General features: G+C 57.1%; 17 protein-coding genes. 16 read left to right on the top strand and 1 reads right to left on the bottom strand.

The window, feature by feature from the left end:
- Nucleotides 1–9 precede the first annotated feature (9 nt).
- The 8 genes from CQ007_RS14525 (at nucleotide 10) to CQ007_RS14490 (ending at nucleotide 7,588) form a co-directional block, all read left to right on the top strand.
- Nucleotides 10–576: a TMEM165/GDT1 family protein gene (locus tag CQ007_RS14525; RefSeq protein WP_105646550.1), complete on the top strand. Its 567-nt coding sequence runs from the start codon at nucleotides 10–12 to the stop codon at nucleotides 574–576.
- Nucleotides 577–849: 273 nt separating this feature from the next.
- Nucleotides 850–1,029, top strand: a complete 180-nt coding sequence (locus CQ007_RS14520) for a DUF2292 domain-containing protein (RefSeq protein ID WP_105646549.1) — start codon at nucleotides 850–852, stop codon at nucleotides 1,027–1,029.
- A 220-nt stretch (nucleotides 1,030–1,249) separates the two neighbouring features.
- Nucleotides 1,250–2,266, top strand: a complete 1,017-nt coding sequence (locus CQ007_RS14515; RefSeq protein ID WP_105646548.1) for a sulfate ABC transporter substrate-binding protein — start codon at nucleotides 1,250–1,252, stop codon at nucleotides 2,264–2,266.
- 60 nt (nucleotides 2,267–2,326) lie between these two features.
- Nucleotides 2,327–3,157, top strand: a complete 831-nt coding sequence (gene cysT, locus CQ007_RS14510) for a sulfate ABC transporter permease subunit CysT (protein ID WP_105646547.1) — start codon at nucleotides 2,327–2,329, stop codon at nucleotides 3,155–3,157.
- Between the two features lie 10 nt (nucleotides 3,158–3,167).
- Nucleotides 3,168–4,046: a sulfate ABC transporter permease subunit CysW gene (gene cysW, locus CQ007_RS14505; RefSeq protein WP_105646546.1), complete on the top strand. Its 879-nt coding sequence runs from the start codon at nucleotides 3,168–3,170 to the stop codon at nucleotides 4,044–4,046.
- A 152-nt stretch (nucleotides 4,047–4,198) separates the two neighbouring features.
- Entirely contained in the window at nucleotides 4,199–5,275 is a 1,077-nt protein-coding gene (locus CQ007_RS14500; protein ID WP_105646545.1) for a sulfate/molybdate ABC transporter ATP-binding protein, read from the top strand.
- A gap of 128 nt (nucleotides 5,276–5,403) precedes the next feature.
- The gene (locus CQ007_RS14495; protein ID WP_105646544.1) at nucleotides 5,404–6,225 is read left to right on the top strand and encodes a cyclopropane-fatty-acyl-phospholipid synthase family protein; all 822 of its coding nucleotides are present in this window, start codon (nucleotides 5,404–5,406) and stop codon (nucleotides 6,223–6,225) included.
- Nucleotides 6,209–7,588 (top strand): APC family permease, encoded by a 1,380-nt coding sequence (locus CQ007_RS14490; protein ID WP_105646543.1) that lies wholly within the window; start codon nucleotides 6,209–6,211, stop codon nucleotides 7,586–7,588. Before CQ007_RS14495 ends, CQ007_RS14490 begins: the two co-directional genes overlap by 17 nt.
- Before the next feature lie 99 nt (nucleotides 7,589–7,687).
- On the opposite strand, the gene CQ007_RS14485 is transcribed toward CQ007_RS14490, so the two are convergent.
- Nucleotides 7,688–8,773, bottom strand: coding sequence for a sigma-54-dependent Fis family transcriptional regulator (locus CQ007_RS14485; protein ID WP_105646579.1), 1,086 nt, complete (start codon nucleotides 8,771–8,773; stop codon nucleotides 7,688–7,690).
- Between the two features lie 412 nt (nucleotides 8,774–9,185).
- On the opposite strand from CQ007_RS14485, the gene CQ007_RS14480 reads away from it, so the two are divergent.
- From CQ007_RS14480 to CQ007_RS14445, 8 genes are all read left to right on the top strand, one after another.
- Nucleotides 9,186–10,724 carry an amidohydrolase family protein gene (locus CQ007_RS14480; RefSeq protein ID WP_105646542.1) on the top strand — a complete coding sequence of 513 codons (1,539 nt, stop codon included), beginning with the start codon at nucleotides 9,186–9,188 and terminating at the stop codon, nucleotides 10,722–10,724.
- Between the two features lie 268 nt (nucleotides 10,725–10,992).
- Complete coding sequence (locus tag CQ007_RS14475) at nucleotides 10,993–12,402, top strand: DUF3138 domain-containing protein (RefSeq protein ID WP_105646541.1); 1,410 nt, start codon at nucleotides 10,993–10,995, stop codon at nucleotides 12,400–12,402.
- A 24-nt stretch (nucleotides 12,403–12,426) separates the two neighbouring features.
- The gene (locus CQ007_RS14470; protein ID WP_218278890.1) at nucleotides 12,427–13,569 is read left to right on the top strand and encodes an ABC transporter substrate-binding protein; all 1,143 of its coding nucleotides are present in this window, start codon (nucleotides 12,427–12,429) and stop codon (nucleotides 13,567–13,569) included.
- 60 nt (nucleotides 13,570–13,629) lie between these two features.
- A complete protein-coding gene (locus CQ007_RS14465) occupies nucleotides 13,630–14,859 on the top strand; it encodes an MFS transporter (RefSeq protein ID WP_105646540.1) in 1,230 nt (409 codons plus the stop codon).
- A gap of 103 nt (nucleotides 14,860–14,962) precedes the next feature.
- The gene (locus tag CQ007_RS14460) at nucleotides 14,963–15,733 is read left to right on the top strand and encodes an ABC transporter permease (RefSeq protein WP_218278889.1); all 771 of its coding nucleotides are present in this window, start codon (nucleotides 14,963–14,965) and stop codon (nucleotides 15,731–15,733) included.
- Complete coding sequence (locus tag CQ007_RS14455) at nucleotides 15,730–16,524, top strand: ABC transporter permease (RefSeq protein ID WP_177424365.1); 795 nt, start codon at nucleotides 15,730–15,732, stop codon at nucleotides 16,522–16,524. Before CQ007_RS14460 ends, CQ007_RS14455 begins: the two co-directional genes overlap by 4 nt.
- A gap of 50 nt (nucleotides 16,525–16,574) precedes the next feature.
- Nucleotides 16,575–17,438, top strand: a complete 864-nt coding sequence (locus tag CQ007_RS14450) for an ABC transporter permease (protein ID WP_105646539.1) — start codon at nucleotides 16,575–16,577, stop codon at nucleotides 17,436–17,438.
- Nucleotides 17,439–17,447: 9 nt separating this feature from the next.
- The gene (locus CQ007_RS14445) at nucleotides 17,448–18,257 is read left to right on the top strand and encodes an ABC transporter permease (protein ID WP_105646538.1); all 810 of its coding nucleotides are present in this window, start codon (nucleotides 17,448–17,450) and stop codon (nucleotides 18,255–18,257) included.
- Nucleotides 18,258–18,278: the final 21 nt, after the last annotated feature.

The following is an 18,278-nucleotide window of genomic DNA, read 5'->3' as shown; positions in this document are numbered from 1 at the left end:
GGAAAATCCGTGGAAGCTTTCTTCGTTTCAACCGGGGTAGTCACGCTGGCAGAGATCGGCGACAAGACCCAATTGCTGGCGCTGCTGCTGGCGGCGCGTTTCCGTCGGCCATGGCCGATCATCTGGGGTATTCTGCTGGCCACCGTGGCCAACCATGCATTGGCTGGTGCCGTCGGGCAACTGATCAGCGACCTATTGAGCGATACCTGGTTGTATTCGCTGTCGGCAATCAGCTTCCTGGCCGTTGCCGCCTGGACGCTGGTGCCGGACAAGCTGGATGACGACAACACCCCGCCAATCAGCCGTTACGGTGCCTTCATGGCTGCGCTGGTGGCGTTCTTCATTGCGGAAATGGGCGACAAGACGCAGATTGCCACGGTGGTGCTGGCGGCCCAGTTCGACGCCTACCTGTGGGTGGTGCTGGGTACCACCCTGGGCATGATGGTAGCCAACGTGCCAGTGGTATTCCTCGGCAACGCGGCGGCCGGCAAGCTGCCGCTGGGACTGATCCGGGTGATAACCGCGCTGATCTTCCTGGCACTGGGTCTTTATGCCGGATGGCTGGCGTTGGGATAAACCGGCTGGCTGTCTCTCGGCAGTATCACCGGGCGTAGCGCCCGAACGCGGACCGGGGCGCTACAGCTCAAGGGTTGGCGAGCGCCTGCTCGCCGACAGCGTCCGCGCCGGCAACACCCCAAGCGCGCTACGTCCCTCGTACTGCATCCTTCTGTGCCGTATATTCTCTAAAGGAATATTCAAGTTCCAAAATAGTATTTTTGGCTATAACTGAGCTCGTCTACTATCTGCCCGTCGATACGCAAGTATCAATCCATGATCCGGAGCAAGACCATGACCGCAACAACACAACTTCATGCGGCTGTGGACGATCAGAAGGTATTGGCCGCCATTGCTGAAGCGTTGAAGAGCATTCAGTTCGGTGCAGTGGAAATCACCCTGCACAACGGCCAGGTGGTGCAGATCGAGCGCAAGGAAAAGATCCGCTTTCAGCCGCCAACCAGAGCGTCCTGAATCACCCGACTACGGGAACGTGCCAACAGATTAGCAGTAAACACCCGCCGACTGGATAACCAGAGGTGTGTGCAACCGACACTACAACATGGAGAACACCATGACACGGCTTGCCGCATCCAGTCAGACCCGCCTTGGTAAAAGCGCCACCGGACGAATGTGTCGGTAATCAAAACCGACCCTGAACGACTTTCCATATTGCTTTTATCGAGTGCTTATCATGAAGAAAATTCTGCGCAATACCCTGGTGGGTGGTCTTGCCACCCTGTTGAGCGGCTCCGTGCTGGCAGCCAATATCACGCTGCTGAACGTGTCCTATGACCCTACCCGCGAGTTCTATCGCGAGTACAACCAGTCGTTTAGCAACTACTGGAAGCAGGCTGCCGGCGACAACGTCACCGTGCGCCAGTCCCATGGTGGCTCCGGCTCCCAGGCCCGTTCGGTAATCGATGGCCTGGACGCCGATGTGGTGACCCTGGCATTGGCCTATGACGTGGATGCGCTGCGTCAGCACGCCGATCTGATTCCGGAGAACTGGCAGAGCCGGCTGGAAAAGAACAGCTCGCCCTACACCTCGACCATCGTGCTGCTGGTGCGCAAGGGCAACCCGAAGAACATCAAGGACTGGGATGACCTGGTGCGCGATGACGTGCAAGTGATCACCCCCAACCCGAAAACCTCCGGTGGCGCGCGCTGGAACTATCTTGCCGCCTGGGGTTATGCGTTGAAGCACAACAATGGCGACCAGGACAAGGCCTATGACTTCGTCAGCAAGCTGTTCGCCAACGTACCGGTGCTGGACCCGGGTGCCCGCGGCGCGACCAACACCTTCGTCCAGCGTGGGCTGGGTGATGTGTTCATCGCCTGGGAAAACGAGGCCTACCTGTCGGTAGAGCAACTGGGCAAGGGCCAGTTCGAGATCGTCGTGCCCTCGGTCAGTATCCTGGCCGAACCGCCGGTCACGGTGGTCGACAGGAACGTCGACCGCAAGGGCACCCGCACCGTAGCTGAAGCCTACCTTGAGCATCTGTACAGCGACGAGGCCCAGCGCCTGGCAGCCAAGCACTACTACCGTCCGAGCAATCCGGAGATCGCCAAGGAGTTCACCGACAAGTTCGTCGATGTCGAACTGTTCGGTATCGACGAGGTGTTCGGTGGCTGGGAAAAGGCCCAGAACGAACACTTCAACGACGGTGGCAAGTTCGACAGCATTCTGGAAAGCATTTCCCGACGCTGATCCGAATCGGTCTGCAGCTAACCCGGGCGCCATACGCCCGGGCTTTTTCCGAGGTGATGAATGTTTTCTGCCACCAAGCAACGACGGGTCATACCCGGTTTCGGGCTGACCATGGGGTTCACCCTGTTCTATCTGGGGTTCATCTTCCTGATTCCGGTGTGCGGGCTGCTGCTGTACACCTCCATGATGAGCTGGGATGACTTCTGGAAAGCCGTCAGCCATCCTCAAGTGGTTGCCTCCTACAAACTGTCCTTCGGCGCATCGCTGATTGGCGCGACCATCAACCTGGTGTTTGGCGCGCTGGTGGCCTGGGTGCTGGTGCGTTACACCTTCCCGGGCAAGAAGATCGTCGATGCGCTGGTCGATCTGCCTTTCGCCCTGCCCACAGCGGTGGCCGGTATCGCACTGGTGACGCTCTACGCCTCGACCGGCTGGGTCGGGCAGTACCTGAATGTGTTCGGTATCAAGGTGGCCTATTCGCAACTGGGGGTAGTGATAGCGCTGACCTATATCGGCCTGCCATTTGTGGTGCGTACCGTGCAGCCGGTGCTGGAGGACCTGGAGGCCGAGCGTGAGGAAGCCTCCGCCAGTCTGGGCGCGAGCCGCTTTACTACCATTCGCCGGGTGATTCTGCCGTCACTGTTGCCGGCGCTGATGACCGGTTACGCACTGGCCTTTGCCCGTGCGGTCGGCGAATACGGTTCTGTGGTGTTCATTTCCGGCAACATGCCTTATCGCACGGAAATCACCCCGCTACTGATCGTCGCCAAGGCCGAGCAGTACGACTACCCCGGCGCTGCCGCCATCGGCACCGTCATGCTGATTGCTGCGTTCCTGTTGCTGCTGGTGATTAACGGCCTGCAGTGGTGGACCCAGCGTCGTGGCCTGTGAGGAAACAAGGATGACTACACAAACCCTGCCCCACGTGGCGAACCCCGAGCTGGCCGCACGCTGGCGCCGCGCTACCGAAGAACCTGTATGGGTACGCTGGACACTGATCGGCATTGCACTGACCTTCCTGGCGCTGTTTCTGGTACTGCCGTTGGCGGTGGTGCTGTATGGCGCCTTCGAGCAGGGCCTGCAGGTCTGGTGGGCCGCGATCAACGAGCCGGATGCCCTGGCGGCGATTCGCCTGTCACTGCTGGTGGTGCTGATCGTGGTGCCGATCAACATGGTGTTCGGTGTGGCCGCAGCCTGGGCCATCGCCAAGTTCGAGTTCCGTGGCAAGCCGATCCTGATCTCGCTGATCGACATGCCCTTTGCCATCTCGCCGGTGGTGGTGGGGTTGATCTTCGTCATCCTGTTCGGCTCCCAGGGCTGGCTCGGTCCATGGCTGGCGGCGCATGACATGCGCATCATCTTCGCCGTGCCCGGCATCATCATCGTGATCGCCTTCGGCACCATGCCCTTCATTGCCCGCGAGCTGATCCCGCTGATGCAGCAGCAGGGCAAGGAAGAGGAGGAGGCCTCGCTGACTCTCGGGGCCAACGGCTGGAAGACCTTCTGGTACGTCACCCTGCCGAACATCAAGTGGGGGCTGATCTACGGGGTAATCCTGTGTAACGCCCGGACGTTGGGCGAGTTCGGTGCGGTGGCGGTGGTGTCGGGCCGTATCCGCGGTGAGACCAATACCATGCCGCTGCATATCGAGGTGCTGTACAACGAGTACATGTTCACTGCCGCCTTTGCCGTGTCGTCACTGCTGACCGGGCTGGCGCTGGTGACCATCGCCATCAAGAGTTTTGTCGAGTGGCAGGATGAGCGCAATGCGCAGGCGTAATCAGGAAATCGCCATCGAGGGCACGCCATCCTCAAACCCCGTCATTGCGAGCCTCGCAGAGGCGTGGCAATCCATCCTGCCGGTTACGCCGGAGCCATTGGATTGCCGCGCTGTGCTCGCAATTTCCCCTTTTTCCTTGAGTCGAGAATCCCATGAGTATTGAGATCGATAGAGTCAACAAGCGCTTCGGTGACTTTGTCGCCGTCGACAATATCAGCCTGAGCCTCAACAACGGTGACCTGACCGCATTGCTCGGCCCGTCGGGCTCGGGCAAGACCACCCTGTTGCGGATCATCGCCGGGCTGGAGCAACCGGACAGCGGACGCATCCGCTTCCATGGCCAGGACACCACCGATCTGCACGTGAGTGACCGTGGTGTCGGCTTTGTGTTCCAGCACTATGCGCTGTTCAAGCACATGAGCGTGTTCGAGAACGTCGCCTACGGCCTGACGGTCAAGCCGCGCAGCCAGCGGCCGAGCAAGGCGGAAATCCGCAAGAAGGTCATGCACCTGCTGGAAATGGTGCAGCTGGACTGGACCGCCGAGCGCTTGCCTTCGCAACTGTCCGGTGGCCAGCGTCAGCGCATTGCCCTGGCCCGGGCGCTGGCGGTGGAACCCAAGGTGTTGCTGCTGGATGAGCCCTTCGGCGCGCTGGATGCCAAGGTGCGCGCCGAACTGCGCCGTTGGTTGCGCCGGCTGCATGACGAGATCCACGTCACCAGCGTATTCGTCACCCATGACCAGGAAGAAGCGCTGGAAGTGTCGGACCGAGTGATCGTGATGAACCATGGCCGGGTCGAGCAGGATGGCAGTCCGGAAGATGTCTATGACACCCCGGCCAACCCCTTCGTCTATCAGTTCCTCGGCAACGTCAATCTGTTCCACGCGCGGGTCCGGGATGGCGTGGCGCAGATCGGTCAGTTCCGCATCCCGGCGCCGGAATATGCCGGGCAGGGCGAAAGCCCGGCCATCGCCTATGTGCGGCCACATGATATCGAGGTACTGGGCGCCGCCAATGATGAAAGCCTGCATACCCGCATCGACCTGGTGTCGGTGGTCGGACCAACGGTGCGGCTGGAGCTGCAGGCAGACGACAGCAGCCAGACGGTGCACGTGGAGATGTCCCGCGGGCGCTTCCGCGAGCTGGGGCTGGTGCAGGGAGGGGATGCCTGGATTCGGCCGATGAACAGTCGGGTGTTTCTGGAGGATGGGGCATTAGGGGCCCACTGAGGTACTGGGAGGACCTGTCAGGTGCCTCCCTGTTTTTCCTGGGTTTCGGCCTGATCGACATTGATGGAACTTGACTGGAGAGGGGGGTTCGTAAAAAAGGTAAGCAGATTCTCGTCAAGGAGATATCGATGCCGTCTTTTCCCCCCTTATCAAGCGGACGCGCAGTGTCTGGTCGCGCACTGGCTGTCGCTCTGTTGTCCTTCCATCTGGCGTTCACCGGCAGTGCCGTTGCGCTGCCACGACTGGATGTGCCCTATGTCCCGACCCCACCCGATGTCGTTGACCGCATGCTGGAAATGGCCGAGGTGCAACCGGGTGATCGCCTGATCGACCTCGGCTCCGGTGACGGTCGCATCGTGATTGCCGCGGTACGCGATTGGGGTGTGAGCGATGCCCTGGGTATCGACCTGGATGCGGAAAGGGTCGCCGAAGCCGAGGAGAACGCGCGGCAGGCCGGTGTCGAGGACCGGGCCATCTTCGAGCAGGGGGACCTGTTCGAGAAGAATTTCTCCGATGCGACGGTGCTGACCATGTACCTGCTGAGTTCGGTCAATTATCGGCTGAAACCGGTGATTCTCGACACCATGGCGCCGGGTACGCGCATCGTCTCCCATGCCTTCGATATGGAAGACTGGGAACCTGATCAGTTCGATATCGTTGGTGGTAGCAGTGTCTATCTGTGGATAGTGCCGGCCAAGGTGGCGGGGAACTGGCAGCTCACGGCGGCGGACGGCAGTGAGCTGACCCTGGTGCTGGAGCAGATCAACCAGCAGATCGAGGGCACCGTGATCGACGGTGAGCGCAACGTGCCGCTGGGCGAGGCGAGTCTGCGGGGCGACGAGATTCGCTTTTCCGTCGGTCCCGAGCACTATGTGGGCAAGGTAGACGGCGACAGTATTGTCCCGCAGGAAGACTCGGCCAGCCAGGATTGGCATGCCCGGCGCATCTAGACAGACACACTCCGCCGCACTCGGCGCCCCGCGTGGCAGTCTGACAGTCGTCGATGGTGTTGCGGTACTGGTCGGCGTGGTCATCGGTATCGGCATCTTCGGTTTTCCGCCATTGGTGGCCCAGCAGACCGACAGTTCCCTGGTCTATATCGGTCTGTGGCTGGCGGGTAGCCTGGTGATGCTGGTGGGTGCACTCTGCTATGCGGAACTGGGCTCGGCCTATCCGCATGCGGGCGGCGAATACCATTTCCTGCAACGCGCCTGGGGCTCCGGGCTGGGGCTGCTGTTCGCCTGGGCGCGGGGTACGGTTATCCAGACCGGCTCGATTGCCGCGGTGGCATTCATCTATGGCGATTACGCGCAGCAACTGGTACCCCTCGGCTCCTGGGGCAGCGCCGTGCACGCGGCCCTGGCGGTGGTGGTGCTGACCGCGCTGAACATGATCGGCACGCGTGAATCCAAGCGCCTGCAACTGGTGTTTTCGGTGCTGACCGTGGTGGTGCTCGCCGGCGTGATCGGTGCCGGCCTGCTGGTGGCCGATCCGGACATGGCCAGGCCGGTTACCGCTGCCGGCTCGGTTGCCCTGGACCGCAATCTGGCCGGTGCCCTGGGGATGGGCATGGTGTTCGTGCTGCTGACCTACGGGGGCTGGAACGAGGCGGCCTATCTGTCCGGCGAGCTGCGTGATCCGGCGCGCAATATGCGTCGGGTGTTGTTGATCGGCACGGCCATCGTCAGCCTGGTCTATGTGCTGGCGAATCTGGCGTACCTGAAGATATTCGGCCTCGAAGGGCTGCGCCAGGCCGATGCGGTCGGGGCGCAACTGATGCATATCGTGGCCGGGCCGCTGGCCGCCGCATTGTTCAGCCTGGTGGTCTGTCTGGCAGCCTTGAGTACCATCAACGCCTGCATTCTGACCGGCGCGCGGGTCTACTACGCCCTGGGCCGGGATGTGCCGCGCCTGGGCATGCTGAGCGCCTGGAACGATCGCGGCGAGACGCCGGTGCGGGCGCTGCTGCTGCAAGGCGCCATCACCCTGGGCTTGATCCTGTTCGGCGCCATGACCAGGGATGGCATTGCCACCATGGTCGCCTATACCGCGCCGGTGTTCTGGCTGTTCATGATGCTGACGGCGGGCTCGGTCCTGATGCTGCGTCGCCACGATCCGCAGCGGGCGCGCCCGTTCCGGGTGCCGCTGTATCCGTTGACGCCACTGCTGTTCGCCGCCACCTGTCTCGGCCTGTTGTGGTCGAGCATTCTGTATGCGGGGCCGGGCGCCATCGTCGGTCTGATCGTGCTGGTTGCCGGTGTGCCCTTGCTGTTGCTGCGGGATCGGCGAAGAGGCCTGGAGCGGGATTTTTGACAGCAAGGCAAGTGGGTACTTGAAGGGCATCTTCTGCAGAACGGGGTGACGGCGTTCTGATTTCGACTGGCAGTACGATAGGCCCAGCAATGATGCATGTCAGGCCCCTTTCTCTCGCGTTTTGATCAACCCATGATTGGTTAATAATGTCCGCATGGCGTTGCGGGTTATACCAAGCAGAGCAGCACTGCGCACCTGGTTGAATCCACTCCATGCAAACGCTTCACGTGTCAGCAGCTCTTGTATATCGTCGAATAGCGATTGTCCGGGAAGCTCGAACAGGCGGTGCAACTGTTCACGTATGACATCCTGAGGGAACTGCGTATCGAGGCTTTCGCTTTGGGCAAGTTGATTGGCGGAAAGCACTGCTGAGAGTTTCAAATGCTCCGTGCGTATCACCTTGTCAGGGGTGACTAGCAGGGCCAGATGCACAACATTCTCGAGTTCGCGAATATTGCCTGGCCAGGGGTATTTCAGTAGTGCATCTGCCGCAGCATCAGAGAACACCGGAGCGTCAATCTTCAACCGTTGGCAATAGATCCCGCGAAAGTGCTCCGCAAGAGGCAGGATATCGAGTGGTCGTTCACGCAGGGGGAGTACGCGCACCTGCGCCACATGAATCCGGTAGTAGAGATCCAGTCGAAAATTACCTGCTTCTATCGCCTGTTCCAGATCGATATTAGTCGCGGTTATCAGCCGCAGCTTGACCCTGATTGGCTTGCGCGAGCCTACCCGGACAATTTCCTGCTCCTGAAGAGCCCGTAGCAACTTGACCTGCAAGGACATGGGCAGGTCGCCAATCTCGTCGAGAAACAGGGTACCGCCGTCGGCTTCTTCGAACCAGCCAATGCGTCGGCTTACCGCCCCGGAGAAAGCGCCGGCCTCGTGTCCGAACAGCTCGCTTTCTGCCAGATTCTCATTGATTGCTCCGCAATTGACCGCAACAAAGGGGCCGCTTCGATTACTTTTCAGATGGATATGGCGGGCAATCAGCTCCTTGCCAGTCCCTGTTTCTCCGTTGATCAGAACAGGCGCATCGCTGGGCGCGACACGCTCAACAAACTCCAGTAGCTGGCGTGACACGGGGTCGTTGAAAACCAGCGCTTTGGCCCGCACGGACAAGGGTTGTTTTTCCGCATCCGGGAGCGTCAGCAGGGGAGAGGTGTGTGTATAGGTGCTACTCATGTAATAGCTCGCAGTCAGTTGCATAGACTAAAACGACACGTTATCTCGCTGTCTTTATAACAACAAATACTATATTGGCATTAGGAAATAACCGCGCCGTTGTTCGGGGCGGAGGCATGTCTGTCGTGAGACAGTTTTCATGGGGGGCGTCGGAGATCAAGGTAGGGAGCGGATGGGGCTTTGCTGATATATCAGCATACCGTGCTGCGCAATCCACATTCTGTCGACTTCCTCAGTGCCACAGATAGCGGCTAAGTATTGAGGCTTGGTTAATAACTAACTGAAAAAACAGGAAATAACTCGGCAGATTCTGGTTTGGCATGGTTGCTGCTTTGGGAGACATATCCCACCAGGAAATTCAGATGCTGGTGGTAGGTTCTGCAGCCAAACCAATGACGCAAGGGTGACAGTCATGCCTAAATCCGCAAACAGAATTCACAGTTCTCCATCAGCCCGGATCCGGAACAACTTGGGCTATCCGGTCATCGATACCGATGTACATACTTCCGATTACACACCGCATATTGAAGACCATGTCGCCGAGTATGGTGGGGCAACGCTGGTGGATGCTTTACGTAAGGCCCATTCGAGCCGCTTGGATCGGGGTGGGGTAAGCGCTGGAAAGAGCTGGTATGAGCAAACACCGGAGGAGCGCCAGTATCATCGAACTATTCGCTCTCCCTGGTGGGCCAGGGTGACCAGAAATACCCTCGACGTGGCGACCTACAGTCTGCCGGAGCTATTCCATGAGCGGCAGCAGGAGCAAGGCTCGGACTATTCAGTGTTGTTCCCGAACAATGTATTGGCGCCGTTGGGGGTATCTGACGCTGAGGCCAGAGATGCATTGCAGCGTGCGGTGAACAGCTATCACGCTGAGCTTTGGCGGCCTTACAGCGCTTCAGTAACACCTGTGGCAGGTATTTCTCTGAATACCCCAGAAGAAGGCATCGCTCAATTGGAGCATGCGGTAAACACGCTGGGCTTGAAGGCTATCAATATCGCGGGTGGTGTGCGGCGGCCGATCCGTGCGTTGGCGGAAAAGTTCCCCTCAGATAAGTATCCTGAGTTGCAGAAGTACATTTCCTATATCGATTTTTACGGGCTGGATAGCGAGTATGACTATGATCCGTTCTGGGCCAAAGTCGTCGAGCTGGGTGTTCCGATTCTCACCCACTATGGCAGTCAGGGCTGGGTAGGGCGCAACTCGATCAGTAACTATATGAATAATCATATCGGACATTTCGCCGATGGCTCCGAAGCCTTCGCCAGGGCGTTGTTCTTTGGCGGCGTAACCAGGCGCTTCCCGCAACTGCGTGTTGGCTTACTTGAAGGTGGTGCGGATTGGGGCGCACGGGTCTTCACGCATCTGGTGGACCGTTGGGAGAAGCGCAGCCCGGAAGGCCTGAAGAATTACGATCCCGCCGCGACCGATCGCAAGCAGCTTACTCAGTTGTTTGAGCAGTACGGCAAGGAACTGACACAGGGGCGTTCAATCGAGGGCGAAGACCTGATCAGGGATACGCTCGGGGCCCACTACACGAAGGACGCAAAACAGCCCACGGCAGATGAGGCCAATGACTTTGCTGCGGCTGGTATCACCAAAGTTGAAGATATCAAATCGCGTTGGGTGGACAACTTCTTCTTTGGCTCGGAGGCTGATGATCGAACCATCGCTCACGCTTTTAATGACAAGGCCAATCCCCTGGGAATCAAGGTCAATGCGATCTACTCTTCCGATGTAGGTCACTGGGATGTGCCTGATTTCACCAAGCCGCTGGCGGAGGCATACGAACTCGTACAGGAAGGGGTTATTACAGAAGATGATTTCAAGAATTACGTTTTTCGCAACCCTTATAAACTTTATACCGAAGCCAACCCGAACTTTTTCAAGGGCACAGTGATTGAACGTGAAGTGGACAGGGGCATTGCCATCCAGGCGGATGTGGCGTGAGATAGCAATGGTGGGCAGTGATTGATGCTGCCGCTGGTTGATTTAAAAGGCTCCTCACTGCAGGAGCCTTTTTTGTTTGGAAAAGACTGGTGAAGAAATGCTGGGAATCACACAAGAGGCTGCTTGTTTTCCAGCTTTAGCCATCCCTTGAAAGCACTATTTTTTCGTAACTAACTGATAAATAAAGATAATTTTTTATGGCATGGTGCTTGCTTTGTATAGATAGCCGTTGGGGGCAAACATTCGTACGGAGCAAGGATATTTGGGTATGGGGAAAAGTTTTTTGCGGGGAGGGGTAATTCTGGGCGGGTTGCTACTACCAGCGTATACGTTGGCGAACGACGCGTCCGTAGAGAGTCTGGAGCAGCAGGTAAAGGGGCTGGAACAGGCGGTTATTGAACTCAAGAAGCAACTGGACGCGGTGCAAGCCAGGAACGAAAGCACGGTGGCACCAAGGAATGCATTGGATGCACCTGCCACACGCCGTGACCTGAATGGAATAAGAGCTGATCTTGAGAACTATAAATATGATCAGGAGAGGCAATATGAAAGAACAACAGCCAGAACCCGTAGGGGCACGGCTATAGGTGGGACTGTTGTTAGCCGAGCTTCGTGGAGCAATCCGGAGAGGGTCGCCAGCAATAGCAATACTACGGCTGACGAGTCGCACTCGAGTTTCGAGATCCCTGCCGCGCAGATCAATTTTACCGGAAGCCTCTATCGTGACTATGCAGAGGGCAAGAACCTGGACTACCGGCTTCAGTTTGCCTATGCCCGAAACGACCCGTCGAATAACAGTAGCAGTCAGTTCAATCTGAATGATGCTTATCTGGTCTACAGCTTTTTGCCAACGGTGACCGGGCTGGAGGAGAACCAGATCACCGCGACCTTTGGTCAGCAGCAGATGCCTTTTGGGTTGGAAGCACAGGTTGGAGAGGAATTGAGGCCAGTGATCGATTCGGCACAGTTCCTGTCTGGTCTGGGGGTGGGAACCAGACAGATTGGTATGGTGATCCGTGGTGACTATAAGCCTTATGTGGACTATGGCTTTAACTACCGGGCGCCATTGCTGGAATATGCATTTGGGATCGTCAATGGCAATGGCCCAAACAAGTCAGATAACAATGATCAGAAGGATTACATTCTTCGCTTGGCATCGACGTTGCCGGTCGACTATCACTCCATTTTCCGGGAGCTGAAGGCTGGCTTTTCCTATTATAAAGGTAAAGACAATATTGTTTATGACGTCGGTGGTATTCAAGAGATAGGTCAGGGTGATGCGGATCGCATAGGATTTGATCTTTATTACAACCATGATCCCTTTGGATTCACTTATGAATGGGCAAAAGGGAAATTTGATACGGCTAACGGCGAGCGTGAGTCTGTAGGTCAATATCTAACCCTTTACTACACCATTGGAGAGCAGTGGGTACGTTCGATCCGAAGTCAGGGGAAGTATGACGACTGGTGGCCTACTTCATACCAGTTTTTCATTCGTGGGGATGAATACGACCCGGATCGGCGGCTGGATGACGATAAGACCGTTATCTATACCGCTGGCCTGAATGTGTTCTTTGCCGAGACAACAAAGTTTCAATTCAACCTGGCACAGCATAAATATAGCAACGATGACCCTGATTCATTGCGAGCCACTGCACAATTTCAATATGGCTTTTAAAAAAAGCTGCTGGAGATATGAACCATGCTCTATGTAATAAATAGCTCTCTTTTAAAAGTGCTGACAGGTGTTCTGGGTTTCGTCACCATGGGGTTGCTTACCGCGCAGCCGGTATTCGCTCAGGCAGCGGATCAGCCGAGAGAAATCAGAATTGCCTATTCCAGTGCGGGTGCTGCCGGGCGCCCACTCGGTGGTGGGAATCCATTGGCGGTCGCGCACCAGCACCAATTGTTTGAGGACGAGTTTGCCGCGGATGGCATCAAGATCGTCTGGAATTTTTTCCCGGGGGCTGGGCCGGCTACCAACGAGGCCACGGCGCGGGGGCTGATTGACTTCGGCCACCATGGGGACTTGCCCGTCATTGTTGGCCGCTCTACGGGACTGAAACACAAGATCGTGGCAGCGTTGGGGCGCTTTGGTGATACGCACTTCGTGGTGCCATCCGGCTCAACTGCGCGCTCACTGGAGGACCTGCGGGGCAAGAAAATCTCTACTTTCAAGGGCACTGCCGGGCAATTGACCCTGGCAAGGGTGCTGGCGAAATACGGCTATACCGAGAAGGATTTTCGGGTGATCAGCCTTAACGGTGAAACAACACGTGCCTCGCTGACCACCGGTGATATTGATGGCTCCATTACCGCCCCGTATTCGCTGGAAGCAAGGGGCGTGGCGAAAAGGCTGTTTACCATCGATCGGGATCCGGACATTACCAGTGTCACCAGTTTCTGGGTATCGGAAGACTTTGAAGAAAAGTACCCGGACATTACCCAGCGGCTGGTCACGACGCTGGTCAAGGCAGCGCACTGGGCGTCACTCGAAGAGAATCGTGAAGACTTCTTCGCGTTGTCTGCACGCCAGGGGGTAACGACCTATGACGACTATCAACAGGAATATGCTAGTTACACGCTGAAGGAGCGCCATAGTCCATTACTGGATGAATATTTTGCGGCGACTATCCAGCGCTCCATCGATCATGCCCTGGAATACAAACTGATTCGCCGACCGGTCAGTATCGATGGCTGGATTGAACCAAAGTATCTGTTGAATGCCTTGGATGAGTTGGAGTTGCAGACGTTCTGGGATGAGTACGATGACACCGGCAAGATCAAGAATGTCCATGAAGTGGTGAGTGCCGATCAGCAGGGGACTGTTGTCCAGTCGCAATAGAGTCTCCAATGATCTGCATGTCGCCTTATATCGAAAATGTTCTGCTGGCCGGGGTAGCCGTTGAATAGATTTATTGTTGAGCATCAGTTCCTGTTGCGTTTTGCACTGCTCCAGGTATTTGCCGGAATCAGTGTGGGTGTGGCCAAACTGACAACCAGCCTATTTGCGGTGAGTCTGCAATCTTCGCCAGCGGAGCTGGGGATCATTGCGGCAGCACAAAGTGCCGGCATTCTGGTGATGAGTTTGCCCATGGGCGTGCTGGTGGATCAGTTTGGCCCGCACCGGCTGTTTATCACTGGTTCTTTGCTGGCGGCGTGTGTTTACGCGGTGATCGGGTGGGCTACGGGGCCGTTGTTGCTGGCGCTGTGCACCTTCCTGATCAGCTTTTGTATGCCGTTCCGGTTTGTGTCGATGAACGCGGTGTTCATGCACCAGTTGACTCGGGTTGGCCTTGGCAAGGCAGGCTGGTTCAGAGCAACGCACATGATAGGCATGTTCCTGCTTGGCCCTTTCATCGCGATTGCCTGCCTGGAAGCGTTTGATGTCAAGGCAACGTATCTGTTGGTCAGTATGGCGTTCCTGCTGACCGCCTTGATGGCGCCATCGGTGATGCGGGTTTACCGACCCTTGACGCAGCATACCGAGGAGAAGTTCAGCCTGCGCGAATGGGGCAATCAGTTCCTGCTCATGAAAGAAAACCACGAGTTGCGCACGATCAGTCTGATCGAGTTTTCAAGTCAGGCGGTAATGCAGTTCTACAGCTTCTTTATCGTGGTTATCGCAATTTCGGCATATGGCTTCAGTGCCGCCGCCGCTGCTGGCCTGGTGACCTTGCAGGGGGCCGTGTTTGTTGCACTGTTGTTCGGCTGGGGGCTGCTGGTATCCAGGGTCGGGATTGCAATGAGCTATCGACTTGCGTTCGTACTGATCGCGATATCCCTGCTGCTGCTGGGTACCGGCGGCGGTACCTGGACGCTGTGGTTGGCTGCGGGCACCTTGGGTATTGGTATGGGCGTACTGCAGGTAGTGAATATCGGGCGCTTTGCGGTGATAGGTAGCGTGCTGGGGCGTGGCCGCATCGCCGGTGTTAACGCCTTTGTCGGGCCTGCCGGTGGACTGTTCGGCGGCATTGCGGGGGGGGCTCTGGGGCATCTGTTCGGGCTACAGGTACTGTTTCTGCTGTTCCTGCCCATTTTCATGTTCTTCATCTGGGACCAGTTCAGAAAGCCATTGGTTGCGGAAGCTGAGTTGCAACCGTCCGAGGAAACACAAATGGAAGCTGGAGGATAGTGTGAAGGTTGAATCGACATATTCGGCAGCGACGGCGGGCGTGGCAGCTGCTGGTAGTGAATGGCCTGGTTATCGGGGCGTTATCCCTATCAAGCTTAATCGAGTGCTGTGGGCCAGCAACGGTTTGCTGATTCCCGGGATGGTGTTCTTCCTGTGGCAGTTGGCTGTCACGCGGCACTGGGTACCGGAGCAGTTGTTACCACCGCCATCGCTGGTATGGAGCTCGTTAGTGGAGATGCTGGCCTCCGGCGAATTGTGGGAGCACCTGTCGATCAGTCTTGGTCGACTCGGGCTCAGCTTGCTGATTGGCTGCATAGTGGGGCTGCTACTGGGGGCGATGATGGGCGTGTCCCGCCAGGCGAGAGCTTATATCTATCCCAGTTTCAGCGTGCTGGCACAGTTCCCGGTCATCGGCTGGGTGCCGCTGCTGATCATTTTCGCAGGTATTGATGAGGCGCTGAAAGTGGCGGCGATTACCATAGCCGTGGTTCCGCCGGTGGCCATCAATACCTTCAATAGCATCGTCAATATCTCGGGAAAGCTATTGGAGGCAGCCAGGGTCTTTGGCTTCAACCCGCTGCAGGTGGTGTTTCGTCTGATTGTGCCGGCCACGGTTCCCGGGGTCTTCAATGGCCTGCGCCAGGGGATCATGCAGGCATGGTTGGCGCTGGTATTCGTTGAGCTGTTGGCTTCCAGCGAAGGTATTGGCTATCTGATGGTTTGGGGTCGCCAGTTACTGCAGATGGATCTGATCGTGGTTTCCATGCTGGTTATCGGTCTGGTCGGGCTGATATTGGAGCTGCTACTTGGCTGGCTGGAGAAGCGCGTGCAGCCCTGGCAGCCAGCCGTTTCCGAGAAGAGGCAAGGCCTGTGAAATCACTCCTTCATCATCTGGCCGTGACCTTTCAAAAGCACGATCTGCGTGGCTGGGTATTGCCGTTGCTGGCATTGCTCGTCTGGCAGACAGTTACCTGGTTTGAATGGGTGGACACCAGGCTTATTGTTCCTCCTGGAGGGGTATTCGCGGTTGCCCACGCGGAAATGCAGAGTAGCGCATTCTGGTTGGGGGTGGCTGCCAGCCTTGGCCGGGATCTGCTTGGCTTTGCGCTGGGCAGTATTGCCGGGATTGTGTTCGGCTGCGCGCTGGCACTCTCGCGGGTGGCTAACAGCCTGTTATCCCCCAGCTTTCATGTGATCCGGCAGATATCGCTGTTTGCCTGGGTTCCATTACTGTCCGTTTATCTTGGCTATGGCGAGTTGTCGAAGTTGGTACTCATTGCTCTGGCCGTGTTTTACCCGGTGGCATTGAGTACCCATGAAGGTGTCGCTGGTATAGAGCGAAAGTGGCTTGAAGTCGCGCGTGTATATGAGTTTAACCGGAAGCAATTTGTGTGGCGTCTGCTGTTGCCGGCAGCCTCGCCGCAGATATTTACCGGCCTGCAACTCGGTTTGATCTATGCGTGGCTTGGCACTATTGGTGCCGAGTTCCTGTTGCGTTCGTACGACACTATCGGGCTGGGTGAAACCATATTTCGTGGCAGAGCGGCGTTCAACATAGAGCTTATTGTTTTTGGAATGCTGGTGGTTGGTCTGATTGGTTACTTGCTGAGCCAGGGCGCCATGCATTTTGAGCGCCAAGCGTTGCGCTGGAGAAGTTCTTACTAGTTAGAACAAGGTTGTGGATTCTGTCATTACGTCATAAGAGTAGAAAAGTCATGCCTTCATCCTCTGGGTCATCAGGTCAAACGCTGGGGCCGTTGATTAACGGAAAGCGGTCACTGCTGCGCGAGCTGTGCAGCGGAGTGAAAGTCCCCAGCTGGGCAAGGAGCAGCGATGTCTATCTTGCCTGGCCGTTTCCGCTGGCGCTGCTGCTGTGCTGGTTTCTGATCAGCCATTTTGAATGGTTGCCGATGCAGATCCTGCCTTCGCCACTGCTGGTCGTTGATACGTTCTTCGACATCCTGGGCACGGGTGAACTGCAGACTCACACCTGGATCAGCTTCAAGCGCGTGTTGGCCGGGTTTGCCCTGGGTTGTGGCCTTGGGCTGATGCTGGGTGTGGTGATGGGATTGTCGGAAACGGCCAGGGATTACCTGTATCCGACATTCAAGATCTTTGCGCAGGTGCCGTCCCTTGGTTGGCTGCCGCTGCTGATGATGCTCGTGGGTTTGGAGGAGGCTTTGAAAATCATCCTGATTTCAAAGTCTGCCTTCGTGCCGATTACCCTGAATACCTTCAATGGACTGCGATCCGTTCCGACCAGGTATATCGAGGTGGCCCGCGCCTTTGAGTTTTCCAGATATCAGTTACTCACGAAGGTGGTGTTTCCCTCGGCATTCCCGCCGATCTGGAATGGCGTGCGCTATGGCCTGACCCACGCCTGGTTGGCGCTGGTGGGGGTCGAGCTATTGGCGTCCACAGAGGGGTTGGGCTACTTGATTGTCTGGGGCCGGCAGTTGTTCCAGCTCGACCTGGTGTTGGCGGCGGTCTTTGTCATTGGTTTTATCGGCTTGTTGCTGGACAAGGTTCTCGGGTTGGTGGAATCACACATTCTGCGTTGGCGTAAGGCCGCGTTCTAGGGAGCAACCATGAGCACTTCAGCAAGCATCTTTTCGCGCAATATCGCCACCCTGGTACCAAGGAGGCTACGTGGTTGGGTGTTACCGACTGCACTGCTTGGCTATTGGTGGGCGGCCTATTTCTTTGGCTGGACTGACTCCCAACTGTTTGTTCCGGTGCAACGGGTATTCGAACGGGCCCATGAGCTGTCCGCGTCCGGTGAGCTATGGCTGGCGCTGAGCTCAAGCCTTGGAAGAATGGCCAAGGGGTTTGTTATTGGTGCCAGTGCCGGTTTGGTATTCGGTGGCGCGCTGGGGCTGTTGCGTCTGTTCGACAGGATGGTCGGCCCCACCTTCCATACCTTGAAACAGATTTCCCTGTTTGCGTGGATTCCCCTGATATCGGTCTGGTTCGGGATGGGCGAGCAGGGCAAAGTGGTTTTTCTGGCCTTGTCGGCATTCTTTCCGGTTGTGCTGAATACCTATGAAGGGGTCAGGGGTGTTGCCCGGGAGTTTGTCGAGGTCGGCAAGACCTTTGCCTTCTCGCGGTTACAGGTGGTGACCAGGATAGTGCTGCCGGCAGCCATGCCGTCGATTTTTACCGGTATTTATCTTGCACTGATCTATTCCTGGCTGGCTTGTCTCGGTGCGGAATATCTACTGAGCGCTGCGCCGGGCATTGGCACTTTATTGATAGATGGTCAGGAGCACTTCTGGATGGATCAGGTGCTGCTTGGCGTGATCATTGTCGGTGCAGTAGGTCTGGTACTGAACCTGTCGGCCAACTTTATTGAATCGCGTCTATTACGTTGGCGTGGTGCATCAACCGCGTCCTATTGATATGTGTTGGACATTCACGAT

This window comes from Pseudomonas sp. MYb185, from assembly GCF_002979975.1.
Classification (GTDB): domain Bacteria; phylum Pseudomonadota; class Gammaproteobacteria; order Pseudomonadales; family Pseudomonadaceae; genus Halopseudomonas.
The sequence above is the reverse complement of the archived record's forward strand: the minus strand, read 5'-3'. Positions and strand labels throughout refer to the sequence as shown.